Source organism: Pseudonocardia sp. SID8383, from assembly GCF_009864975.1.
GTDB lineage: Bacteria > Actinomycetota > Actinomycetes > Mycobacteriales > Pseudonocardiaceae > Pseudonocardia > Pseudonocardia alni.
In genome coordinates, this window is the sequence record NZ_WWFY01000378.1 from 1 (window position 1) to 11,182 (window position 11,182).

Below are 11,182 nucleotides of genomic sequence, written 5' to 3' on the forward strand. Positions count from 1 at the left end.
ACGGTCGCCGTCGCCGAGCGGGGCGCCGTCGCCCCGGCGCGCCGCCAGCTGGAGCTGGAGGCCGAGCTGCGCGCCGCGATCGAGGGCGACGCGCTGCGCCTGGAGTACCAGCCGGTCGTCGCGCCGGACGGCACCGTGCTGTCCGCCGAGGCACTGCTGCGCTGGTCGCACCCGGTGCACGGCGAGGTCTCGCCCGGCGAGTTCCTGCCCGTCGCCCAGCGCGGCGGCCTGCAGCGCGACCTGGACCTGTGGGTGCTGCGCACCGCGGCCACCGAGGCCGCGACCTGGCCCCGTGCCGGGCAGGCCGTCGGCGTCGCGGTGAACCTGGCCGGGCTGCTGCCGGCCGACCCGTCGTTCCTGGCCGACGTCACCGCCATCGTCGAGGGCGCCGGGCTGCCGTGGAACCAGCTGGTGCTCGAGCTCGTCGAGACCAGCCTGGTCGCGCTGCCGCGCCCCGCGCTGGACGCGATGAGCGAGCTCGTGCGCCGCGGCGTCCGCTTCGCCGTCGACGACTTCGGCACCGGCTACTCGTCGCTGGCCCGGCTCAAGGAGCTCCCGGCGCAGACGGTCAAGGTCGACCGCGCCTTCGTCACCGGCGTCGGCACCGACCCGGCCGACTTCGCGCTCGCCCGCGCCGTCGTCGAGGTCGCGCGCGCGATGGGCCGCAAGACCGTCGCCGAGGGCGTCGAGACCGCGGAGCAGTTCCACGTCCTGCGCGGCCTCGGGGTCGACGCGTTCCAGGGCTGGCTGTTCGCCCGCTCGCTGCGCCCCGACGACCTGCACCGTGTGCTGCGGGGCGGCGGCCTGCCCACCCCGGCGACGAGCGCGACCCCGGCCGACGGGACCCCGGGCGTCTGGTGAGCCGGTCGCGCCCGCCCACCGCGGGCGCGACCGCGGACGTCACCGCACGAACGCGCTCTGCCCGGTGATCGCCTTCCCGACGATCAGGGTGTTCATCTCCCGGGTGCCCTCGAAGGAGAACATCGCCTCGGCGTCGGCGAAGTACTTCGCGATCCGGTTCTCCAGCACCACCCCGTTGCCGCCGACGAGCTGACGCCCGAGCGCGACGGTCTCGCGCATCCGGGTCGCGCAGAACTCCTTCACCAGCGACGAGTGCGCGTCCGAGCCCCGGCCCTCGTCGAGCAGCTGGGCGTTGCGGACCGCCATCCCCAGCGAGGCGCTCACGTTGCCGAGCATCCGCACCAGCAGGTCCTGCATCAGCTGGAACCCGCCGATCGGGCGGCCGAACTGCTCCCGCTGGGCGGCGTAGGACAGCGCCAGCTCGTAGGCGGCCATCTGCACCCCGACCGCACCCCAGGCGGCGTTGGCCCGGGTGCGCTGCAGGACCAGGCCGGCGTCGCGGAAGGTGCCCGAGCCGCCGGAGAGCCGGTGCGACTCCGGCACCCGGACCCGGTCGAGCAGGATGTCGGCGTTCTGCACGATCCGCAGCGACTGCTTGCCCTCGATCTTCGTGATCGTCATGCCCTCCGACGGTGACGGCACGACGAACCCGCGGACCGCGCCGCCGGCGTCCGGGTCGGTGTCGCGGGCCCACACGATGACCAGGTCGGCGAAGGTGGCGTTGCCGATCCAGCGCTTCTCGCCGTCGAGGACCCACTCGTCGCCGTCGCGGGTGGCGGTGGTCTCCATGCCACCGGCCACGTCGGACCCGCCGTGCGGCTCGGTCAGCCCGAACGCACCGATCGAGTCCATCCGGGACATCGCGGGCAGCCAGCGCTCGCGCTGCTCGGGCGTGCCGCCGGCGTGGATCGAGCCCATCGCGAGACCCGTGTGGACGCCGTAGAAGCTGTTGACCGACGGGTCCACCCGGGAGATCTCCGCGTGCAGGAACCCCAGGAACAGCCGCGACGCCGGCGGGTCGGCGTAGCCGGCCCCCGCCAGATCGAGGCCCGCGAAGCCCTTCACGAGCTGCATCGGGAACTCGGCCCGGTCCCAGGCCTCCAGCACGACGGGGGCGACCTCGGCGCGCAGGAACTCCCGCACCCGGCGCAGGTCGGCGCGCTCGGCGTCGGTGAGCAGGTCGGCGTAGTGGAACCAGTCCGCGACGTGCGGGTGGTCCGGGTCGAGGTCCAGCTCGGGCTTCGGCAGACGCGTGGGCTCCTTCGGCATGGCCCCACTGTTGCGCCACGCCGCACCGTCCGCACGGCAGAGCTCCTACCGCAGGGCGTGCAGCAACGCCGCGCCGGCCGTCGGGTCCCCGACCGGGCTGAGCACCACGTGGTCGGCGCCCGCGGCCCGGTGCTCGGCGCCGGCAGCCGCTCCGACGCGGGCAGCCCGAGTGCGGCGACGGCCGACGCCGGATACAAGCCGGTCGGCACCATCCCCGCCACGACGACGGCGACCCGCGTGCCGTCGAGCAGCGCGGTCAGCCGGTCGGGCCGGTCGATCGCGCCACCGGCGAGCCACAGGGTGCGGGCACCGGCGCCCTCCAGAGCGCGCGTCGGCGGGAGCGGGTCCGGTGGCGACGCCGAGCGGGCCCAGAACAGTGGTCAGGGTCATGTGCGCAGCGTCGGTGCTGAACCGGACTGCAGGTCAAGCGCGACGGGGTGCCGGTGACCTGCGGTCGACCGCTCGCCCGTCGCGCACGACCGGGTTAGTGTGCTGCGACCAAGCGGGGAGCAGGGGTCCCGCGCGACGGCAGGGGGAACCGCCGATGATCGAGTTCCGGGGCGTCACGAAGCGCTTCCCGGACGGGACGGTCGCGGTCGACGAGCTCGACCTCGTCGCGGAGCAGGGGCGGATCACGGTCTTCGTGGGCCCGTCCGGCTGCGGCAAGACGACCTCCCTCCGCATGATCAACAGGATGATCGAGCCGACCGGCGGCGAGCTGCGCGTCGACGGGCGCGACGTGCTGTCCGCCGACCCGGCCGAGCTGCGCCGGGGCATCGGCTACGTCATCCAGCAGGCCGGGCTGTTCCCGCACCGCACGATCGTCGACAACATCGCGACCGTGCCGATGCTCGTCGGGAGCAGCAAGAAGGCCGCGCGGGACCGGGCGATGGAGCTGATGGAGATCGTCGGCCTCGACACCTCGATGGCCGGGCGCTACCCGGCGCAGCTGTCCGGCGGCCAGCAGCAGCGCGTCGGCGTGGCCCGCGCGCTCGCCGCCGACCCGCCCGTGCTGCTGATGGACGAGCCGTTCTCCGCGGTGGACCCGATCGTCCGGGAGAGCCTGCAGGAGGAGCTGCTGCGGCTGCAGTCCGAGCTCGGCAAGACCATCGTGTTCGTCACCCACGACATCGACGAGGCCATCAAGCTCGGCGACAAGGTCGCGGTGTTCCGGGTCGGCGGCAAGCTCGCCCAGTACGACGAGCCGGGCGTGCTGCTGTCCCGCCCGGTCGACGGTTTCGTCGACAACTTCGTCGGCCGCGACCGCGGCTACCGGGGCCTGGGCTTCCTGTCCTCGGACACCATCCCGATCGGGTCGCTGCCGGTGCTCTCGGTCGGCGACCCCCTCCCCGACGACGGCTGGTCGGTCGTCGTCGACGGCTCCGCCCGGCCGCTGGGCTGGGTCGAGGCCGGTGAGGGCCGGGTGACCGAGGAGGTCATCGTCCCGGGCGGTTCGCTCTACGCCGTCGAGTCGGGCTCGCTGCGCGGCGCGCTGGACGCGGCACTGTCCTCACCGTCCGGTCAGGGCGTCGCCGTCGACGCCGACGGCCGGGTCGCCGGCTCGGTCACCGCCGACTCGGTGCTCGAGGCGCTGCCCGCGGCCCGCGACTCGCACAACGCCGCCTGAGGCCGCCGTGACCTGGGTGTTCGACAACCTCGACTCCGTGCTCGACGCGCTCGCCGAGCACGTCGTGTACGCCCTGATCCCGGTGCTGCTCGGGCTGGTGTTCGCGATCCCGCTGGGCTGGGTCGCCAACCGCAACGCGACGCTGCGCACGATCATGACCAACGCCGCCGGGCTGCTCTACACGGTCCCGTCGCTGGCGCTGTTCGTGTTCATGCCGCCGCTGCTCGGCACCCAGATCCTCGATCCGGTCAACGTGATCGTCGCGCTGACGGTCTACACCGTCGCGTTGCTCGTGCGGACCGTGTCCGACGCGCTGTCCGCGGTGCCGGGCCACGTCGTGGACGCGGCGAACGCGATGGGCTACACCCCGGTCCGGCGCTTCGTCGGCGTGGAGCTGCCGCTCGCCGTGCCGGTGATCGTGGCCGGCCTGCGCGTCGCCGCGGTGTCCACGATCAGCCTGGTCACGGTGGGTGCGGTGATCGGCTTCGGCGGGCTCGGCCTGCTGTTCACCGAGGGATTCAACCGCAGCAACGACGCCCAGATCGTCTCCGGCATCGTGCTGGTGCTGCTGCTCGCGCTCGTCGTCGACTCGGCCCTGCTGCTCGGCGGCAGGCTGCTCACCCCCTGGCAGCGGGCCCGTACCGGGAAGGCGGGGGCATGACCTACTTCGGCTGGCTGTTCGACGGCGGGAACTGGGAGGGAGCGACCGGCATCCTCGCCCGGCTCGCCGAGCACCTCGGCTATACCGCCCTGACCCTGCTGGTCGCGGTGCTGATCGCGGTGCCCCTGGGCGCCTGGATCGGGCACACCGGCCGCGGCGGCTTCCTCGTCGTCGGCCTGGCGAACGGGCTGCGCGCCCTGCCCACCCTGGGCCTGCTGGTGCTGATCACCACACTGGTCGGGCTGTCGCTGGTCGGCCCGATCATCACCCTCATCGTGCTGGCGGTGCCCGCGGTGCTCGCCGGCACCTACGCCGGCATCCGCAACGTCGACCCGGCCGTCGTCGACGCCGCCACCGGGATGGGCATGCGCGGGCCCGAGGTGCTGTGGAAGGTCGAGCTCCCCAACGCGCTGCCGCTGATCATCGGCGGGCTGCGCAGCGCGACCCTGCAGGTCATCGCGACCGCGACCATCGCCGCCTACGTCTCGCTCGGCGGGCTCGGCCGGTTCATCATCGACGGCCTCGGCCAGCGCGACTTCGGCATGATGATCGGTGGCTCGATCCTGGTCGCGCTGCTCGCGATCGTCGCCGACCTGCTCCTGGGCGGGTTGCAGAAGCTGATCGTCTCGCCCGGCCTGCAGGCCACCGGCCGGACCGCGCCGCGCCGGCTGCGCGCGGTGCCCACCCGTCCCGAACCCGTCCGCGAAGCGGCCTGACCCACCCCGCACGTCCCCGAGAGGACACCCACCATGAGACGCACCCGTCTGCTGACCGCCGTCGCCGCGACGGTGACCGCCGCGTTCGCGCTGACCGCCTGCGGTGGGGGCTCCGACCCCCTCGCCGGGGGCGGCCAGTCCGGCAGCGACGACCAGAACACCGTCGTCGTCGGCGCCGCGAACTTCACCGAGAGCCAGATCCTGTCCTCGGTGTTCGCCCAGGCGCTGCAGGCCAAGGGCGTCACGGTCGAGACCCGGCCGCCGATCGGGTCCCGCGAGGCCTACGTGCCGGCGCTCAAGGACGGCTCGATCGACCTGATCCCGGACTACAGCGGCACGTTGCTGCAGTACCTGGACAAGAACGCCGCGCAGACCGAGCCGGACGAGGTCTACACCGCACTGCAGTCCACGCTGAACACCGCGGCCCCGACGCTGACCGTGCTGAACCGGGCCGAGGCCGAGGACAAGGACGCCGTCGTCGTCACGAGGGAGACCGCGCAGCGGCTGAACGCGACCTCGATCGCCGACATCGCGTCGCGCTGCGGTGAGCTCGTGTTCGGCGGCCCGCCGGAGTTCCAGACCCGTCCCGACGGCATCCCCGGCATCCAGAAGACCTACAACTGCTCGTTCAAGTCCTACCGTTCGCTCGACGCCGGCGGCCCGCTGACCGTCGCGGCGCTGAAGAACGGCGACGTGCAGGCCGCGGACCTGTTCACCACCGACGCGGCGATCCCGGAGAACGACTTCGTGGTCCTCACCGACCCGCAGAACAACTTCGCCGCGCAGAACGTCGTACCGCTGATCAACAAGGAGAAGGCGACCCCGCAGGTCACCGAGATCCTGAACGCGGTCTCGGCGAAGCTGACCACGCAGGAGCTGCTCGGCCTGAACGAGGCGGCCGCCGCGCCGGACAAGCCGTCGGTCGACACCGTGGCGAAGAACTGGCTGACCGCACAGGGCCTGCTCTGATGGCCGGCGAGGTCCTGTCCCTGCACCGCTACCCCGTGAAGTCGATGCTGGGGGAGGACCTCGCCGCCCTCGAGCTCGACACGCACGGCGTCGTCGGCGACCGGGCGCTCGCCCTGACCGACCCGGACACCGGCCGGGTCGCGACGGCCAAGCAGCCCCGGCACTGGCGACGCCTGTTGACGTGCGCCTCCGCGGGCGTCGGCGACGACGTGCGGGTCACGCTGCCCGACGGCCGCACCGTCGACGCCGGGCAGGCCGCCGGGCCGCTCGCCGAGCTGCTCGGCCGGCCCGTGGTCGTCGCTCAGCAACGGGCCGACGGCGCCGTCGTCGAGCGGCCGGACCCCGAGGACGTGCTGGCCCACGGCCTGGACGCGGACGTCGACGCGCCGACCCTGGAGATCGCCCAGGGCGCTCCCGGTGGCCGGTTCGTCGACCACTCGCCGGTGCATCTGATCACCACCGCGACGCTGGACGCGCTCGGCGTCGAGGCGCTGCGCTACCGGCCCAACGTCGTCGTCGCGACGCCGCCGGGTACCGAGCCGTTCGTGGAGAACGGCTGGCTCGGGCGCCGGCTCACCCTCGGCGACGTCGTACTGGTCCCGACCCTGCCGACCCCGCGCTGCTCCGTGCCGACGCTGGAGCACGGCGCCCTGCCCCGCGCACCGCACGCCCTGCGCGGTCCGGCCGACCGCAACCGCGTCGAGGTCGACGGCTTCGGGGTGCTGCCCTGCGCGGGCCTGTACGCCCGCGTCGAGCGCACCGGCACCCTGCGCGTCGGCGACCCGCTCGACGTGACCTGACCCCCGGGCGCACGAACGGGCCCCTCGTACGAACCTGTCGTACGAGGGGCCCGTTCGTGCGAGGGGGAAGGAAGCTGCGGGCGCCGCGGCGGGTCAGGTCAGGCGCGAGTACACGTCGGTGACCAGCAGGACCGCGAACAGCACCGACGAGATCCCCAGGACCGCGTTGGACAGCCAGCGCGATCGCGCCTCGCGGGCCACCATCGAGGTGTTCAGCAGCAGGAGCAGCGTCACCGCGAGGAACGGCATGAAGAACGAGCCCAGCACCCCGTAGACCAGGGTCAGCGCGAAGGGCCGCCCGATCAGCAGCAGGGCCATCGGCGGGAACGTCAGCCACAGCAGGTACCCGCGGAAGGGCAGCGAACGCTCGGCGCGTGCCGCCTCGTAGGCGCCCGGCCGCCCGGGCCCGTCGCCGCGCTCGTCCCCGGCCGCGGCCGTGCCCCCGACGGCCGTACTCCCGGCGCCCCCGGCGGCGGTGCGCTCCTCCCCGGCGACGACGGCGTTCTCGACGTCCGGGCCGATCGCGGCCTTCTTCCCGTGCGGCAGCCGGATCGCCCGCACCCAGTCGGTGAACAGCAGCGACACGCCGTTCCACACGCCCAGCAGGGAGGTGAAGGTGACCGACAGGAAGCCGACCAGGAACAGGATCCGCACCGGCTCGCCGTAGAGGGCGCCGAGCCGGTCGGCGAGGGTGAGCAGCCCGCTGTCGGACTCGGTGAGGTTCTCCCCGAACAGGATCGTGGACCCGACGACGAGCATCGAGACCACGAAGATGCCGGTCATGATGTAGCCGGTCGCGTTGTCCAGCCGCATCATCGACAGCCACTTCGGGCCCTTCCAGCCCTTCGCGAACAGCCAGTAGCCGTAGGCGGCCATGGTGATCGTCCCGCCGACGCCGCCGATGAGGCCGAGCACGTAGACCGTGGACCCCTCGGGCAGCCGGGGGACGAGGCCGTTCGCCAGCGCGGGCAGGTCAGGGCCGACGAGGATCGCGACGAACACGACCGTCGCGAACTTGATCAGCACGAGCACCGTCATGAACTTCTCGAATGCGTGGTACCGCTGCACCCACACCAGCACCAGCCCGACGACGCCCGCGATCGCCGCCCACCCGCCGACCGGCAGCCCGCCGAACAGCGCGTTCAGCGGCAGTCCGACCGCCGACATCGCAGTGGCGCCGTAGACGAAGCCCCACACCACGATGTAGACGCCGAAGAAGCCGGTCGCCCAGTAGCCCAGCCGACGCCAGCCGTCGAGCATGGTCGCGCCGGAACCGAGGTGCCAGCGTCCGACGGCCTCGCCGAGCGCGAGCTTGACCAGGGTCCCGACGACGGCGGCCCACAGCAGCACCGTCCCGAACGACGCCCCCGCCACCATCGTCGCGACGAGGTCGCCCGCGCCGACGCCGGTCGCCGCGGCGAGCAGGCCCGGCCCGATCGAGCGGATCTTCCGCGCGCCGGTGGGGGGTTCGAGGAAGTCCGTCTGCGGACCGGGGGAGGCCATCGTCACAGTCTCCGATCACGGCGTCGTGGGAGGGATCGCGCGGGTTCGCCGAGCACGCTAGGCGAGCGGGGCGGCGCACTCCAGCGCGGAAGGGTCACGAACGGACGTATCGGACCCCCCGATCGCGGCGACGGGCTACGACGCACGGCGCACCCGCCGTTGCAGGCGGTGCACGCCCGGCGCACCATGAACGGGTACCGGGACCGGCCGATAGATTGGCCGCGGCGTCGGCCGGGTCACGGTCGCCGCACGCGCACGCACGGAGGGTGGGCATGGCGAACATCGACGAGATCCGGGCCGGGATCGGGCGGGCCAACCAGCAGGCCACCGAGAGCCTCGGCGCGCTGCGGCACGCCCGCCAGGCCATCGAGGAGGCCGGCGCCGCGTTCTCGCAGAACATCTACGGCACCGCCCAGAACGACGCCGACGACGCCCGCGCCCGCTTCGCCGCCGCGTCGGAGAAGATCGACGAGGTCGAGCAGGCCCTGCACATCGCCATGCAGTCCGCCGACGACGTCGCCTCGCGGCTCTGACCGCGCCCGCCCGCCCCTGATGGCACGTCGTCCGAACCGTCGCGAGCGGATCCGGTCCGCCTTCGACGGGTTCCACCGGGCGGCGTCGCGGGCCCTGGGCGCTGCGGAGGGCCGTCGCGACCGGGCCGCGGCCCGGCACGCCGAGGTCATGGCGGAGCTGTGGCTGCGCGAGACCGGGCACGACGCCGCGCGCCGCGATCCGGGGCTGGCCCGGGTGCTCGGCAACCCCCGGCTCGCGGGCGTCCTCGCCCGGGTCGCCGAGGACCGGGCGCACGTGTTCGACCGCTGGCAGGGCGACTCGCCGCAGACGCTGTCGGAGATCGTCGCCGACGCCACCCCCGGCGCGGCCGGGGACGACCCGGCCGACTGGAGGCCGGTCGCGGGCACCGTCGAGCCGACCGGCCCGGTCCCGGAGATGTGGGTGCTGGGCACCGGCTCGGTGGAGGGCGGTGCCCCGTTCCGGGTCGCGGTCCCGCTGCTCGACGGCGCGCACCTGCAGGTGGTGTCGACGCCGCGCTCCCGCGACCGGGCCGAGGCGATGGTCGAGCAGCTGGTCCTGCGCACCGTGCGGCACTTCCGGCCCGGCGCGGTGAACGTGCACGTCTGGGACGTCGGCCAGCTCGCAGGCGCCCTGCCCGGGCTGTACCCGCTGACCCGCACCGGGCTGCTGACCGTGCACGACCCGACCCGGCTGGGGCGGCTGCTGGACCAGCTCGCGGACCGGATCCGCCGGGTGCAGACCCGGGTGCTCGCCGACGGCGCGACCTCGCTGCGCGAGCTCGCCGACCGCACCGGGGAGCGGCCCGAGGCGTGGCTGGTGGCGGTGCTGGTCGGCAACGGCCGCGAGCTGCCCGAGGCCGAGCTGCGCCAGCTGCAGCGGGTGGCGCGCGGCGGCGTCGCGGCGGGGGTGCAGCTGGTGCTGCTCGACGTCCCGGCGGCCCTGCCGCGTCCGGTGGAGACCGTCGACTTCGGGGACCCGCCGGGCCTCGACCCGGCCGACGACCGGCTGCCGGTCCCGGTGCGGACCTCGGTGACCGGGCCGCACGTGCTCGTCGAACCGGACCCGCCGGTCCCGGCCGACGACGTCACCGCGGTGTGCGAGGCGATCGCCGCCGGGCACGAGCAGTGGCGCGGACGGCTGGGCGCGTTCAAGGACATGCTGCCCCGCCGGCGCGGCGAGGGCCGCTCGCACGACGGGCTGAAGGTCGTCGTCGGGCACGAGGACGGCATCCCCGCCGAGCTGAGCCTCGACGACCACTCCCCGCACGCGCTCGTCGGCGGGCCCAGCGGGTCGGGCAAGACGAACCTGCTGCTGGCCTGGATCGCCGGTCTCGCCGCGCACTACGGCCCGGACGAGGTCGAGCTGTACCTGCTCGACTTCAAGGAGGGGGTGTCGTTCACCCCGTTCGCCCCGGACCCGGAGGGCCACCGCGCCGACCGGCTCCCGCAGGCCCGGCTGATCGGCGTCAACATCAACACCGACCGGGAGTTCGGGCTGGCACTGCTGCGCCACCTGTCCGAGGTCATGCGCAGCCGCGCCGAGGCCGCCCGCCGGCACGGCGCGACCAAGCTGGCCGAGCTCCGGGTGGAGCGTCCCGACCTGCGGCTGCCGCGGATCGTCGCGGTCATCGACGAGTTCCAGTTCCTGTTCACCGGTCGCGACGCCGTCAGCGCCGAGGCGACCGCGCTGCTGGAGGACGTCGCCCGGCGCGGCCGCTCGCAGGGCGTGCACCTGGTCCTGGCCAGCCAGGACGTCTCCGGCATCGACGCGCTGTGGGGCCGCTCGGCGATCTTCGAGCAGTTCGTGCTGCGGATCGCGCTGCCCCGCGCGCGGCGGATCCTCGCCCAGGACAACGAGGCCGCGCTGGCGCTCCCGCGCTGGCACGCGATCGTCAACCACGACTCGGGCGTCGCGCACGGCAACCACGTGGTCCGGCTGCCCGAGGCGGGCGGCCCGGTGGTCCGCGACGTCCAGGTCACCGCGTTCACCGACTTCCCCGACACCCCGGAGCCGGTCGTCTTCGACGGCGCCCGCGCCCCCTCCCACGACGCACTGGCCGCCCGGCTGCCCGCCGACGGCGTGCCCCGCGCGCTGGTCGGGCAGTTCGTCGACGTGCACGGCAGCCCCGCGGCAGCCGAGCTGTCCGACGGCCCCGGCCGCAACCTCGGGGTGATCGGGCCCGACGCCCGTGTCGCGGTCCCGCTGCTGTGCTCGGCCGTCCGCGCGGTGGCGGCGTCGCTGC

Annotated in this window: 10 protein-coding genes; 8 read left to right on the top strand and 2 right to left on the bottom strand. The window is 74.0% G+C overall.

Features of this window, described 5'->3' with window-relative positions; translation table 11 throughout:
- On the top strand, nucleotides 1-861 hold an 861-nt coding region (locus tag GTW08_RS09210), incomplete at its 5' end, for an EAL domain-containing protein (RefSeq protein WP_161151767.1).
- 39 nt (nucleotides 862-900) lie between these two features.
- On the opposite strand, the gene GTW08_RS09215 is transcribed toward GTW08_RS09210, so the two are convergent.
- Nucleotides 901-2,130, bottom strand: a complete 1,230-nt coding sequence (locus tag GTW08_RS09215) for an acyl-CoA dehydrogenase family protein (RefSeq protein WP_073578563.1) — start codon at nucleotides 2,128-2,130, stop codon at nucleotides 901-903.
- Between the two features lie 544 nt (nucleotides 2,131-2,674).
- Between GTW08_RS09215 and GTW08_RS09220 the strand changes: the two genes are divergently transcribed.
- From GTW08_RS09220 to GTW08_RS09240, 5 genes are read left to right on the top strand one after another with little or no spacing between them, the layout of a single operon-like run.
- A complete protein-coding gene (locus GTW08_RS09220) occupies nucleotides 2,675-3,757 on the top strand; it encodes an ABC transporter ATP-binding protein (RefSeq protein ID WP_073578562.1) in 1,083 nt (360 codons plus the stop codon).
- A gap of 7 nt (nucleotides 3,758-3,764) precedes the next feature.
- On the top strand, nucleotides 3,765-4,418 hold the full coding sequence (locus tag GTW08_RS09225) for an ABC transporter permease (RefSeq protein WP_073578561.1): 654 nt from the start codon (nucleotides 3,765-3,767) through the stop codon (nucleotides 4,416-4,418).
- Nucleotides 4,415-5,134: an ABC transporter permease gene (locus GTW08_RS09230; protein WP_073578560.1), complete on the top strand. Its 720-nt coding sequence runs from the start codon at nucleotides 4,415-4,417 to the stop codon at nucleotides 5,132-5,134. Before GTW08_RS09225 ends, GTW08_RS09230 begins: the two co-directional genes overlap by 4 nt.
- A gap of 33 nt (nucleotides 5,135-5,167) precedes the next feature.
- Complete coding sequence (locus GTW08_RS09235; protein ID WP_073578559.1) at nucleotides 5,168-6,103, top strand: ABC transporter substrate-binding protein; 936 nt, start codon at nucleotides 5,168-5,170, stop codon at nucleotides 6,101-6,103.
- The gene (locus GTW08_RS09240) at nucleotides 6,103-6,903 is read left to right on the top strand and encodes an MOSC domain-containing protein (RefSeq protein WP_073578558.1); all 801 of its coding nucleotides are present in this window, start codon (nucleotides 6,103-6,105) and stop codon (nucleotides 6,901-6,903) included. Before GTW08_RS09235 ends, GTW08_RS09240 begins: the two co-directional genes overlap by 1 nt.
- Before the next feature lie 93 nt (nucleotides 6,904-6,996).
- Here the strand turns inward: GTW08_RS09240 and GTW08_RS09245 are convergent, their stop codons facing one another.
- A complete protein-coding gene (locus GTW08_RS09245) occupies nucleotides 6,997-8,406 on the bottom strand; it encodes an Nramp family divalent metal transporter (RefSeq protein WP_073578557.1) in 1,410 nt (469 codons plus the stop codon).
- A gap of 272 nt (nucleotides 8,407-8,678) precedes the next feature.
- Between GTW08_RS09245 and GTW08_RS09250 the strand changes: the two genes are divergently transcribed.
- Together GTW08_RS09250 and GTW08_RS09255 are read left to right on the top strand one after the other, a co-directional pair.
- Complete coding sequence (locus GTW08_RS09250; RefSeq protein WP_020623160.1) at nucleotides 8,679-8,939, top strand: hypothetical protein; 261 nt, start codon at nucleotides 8,679-8,681, stop codon at nucleotides 8,937-8,939.
- 19 nt (nucleotides 8,940-8,958) lie between these two features.
- The coding region (locus GTW08_RS09255; protein ID WP_161151768.1) for an FtsK/SpoIIIE domain-containing protein at nucleotides 8,959-11,182 on the top strand (2,224 nt) is incomplete at its 3' end.

What these genes read in the sequence shown, in the direction of transcription:
- GTW08_RS09245 (WP_073578557.1), bottom strand. Translation starts at nt 8,406, where the DNA reads ATGGCCTCCCCCGGTCCGCAGACGGACTTCCTCGAACCCCCCACCGGC.
- GTW08_RS09235 (WP_073578559.1), top strand. Translation starts at nt 5,168, where the DNA reads ATGAGACGCACCCGTCTGCTGACCGCCGTCGCCGCGACGGTGACCGCC.
- GTW08_RS09215 (WP_073578563.1), bottom strand. Translation starts at nt 2,130, where the DNA reads ATGCCGAAGGAGCCCACGCGTCTGCCGAAGCCCGAGCTGGACCTCGAC.
- GTW08_RS09230 (WP_073578560.1), top strand. Translation starts at nt 4,415, where the DNA reads ATGACCTACTTCGGCTGGCTGTTCGACGGCGGGAACTGGGAGGGAGCG.
- GTW08_RS09240 (WP_073578558.1), top strand. Translation starts at nt 6,103, where the DNA reads ATGGCCGGCGAGGTCCTGTCCCTGCACCGCTACCCCGTGAAGTCGATG.
- GTW08_RS09250 (WP_020623160.1), top strand. Translation starts at nt 8,679, where the DNA reads ATGGCGAACATCGACGAGATCCGGGCCGGGATCGGGCGGGCCAACCAG.
- GTW08_RS09220 (WP_073578562.1), top strand. Translation starts at nt 2,675, where the DNA reads ATGATCGAGTTCCGGGGCGTCACGAAGCGCTTCCCGGACGGGACGGTC.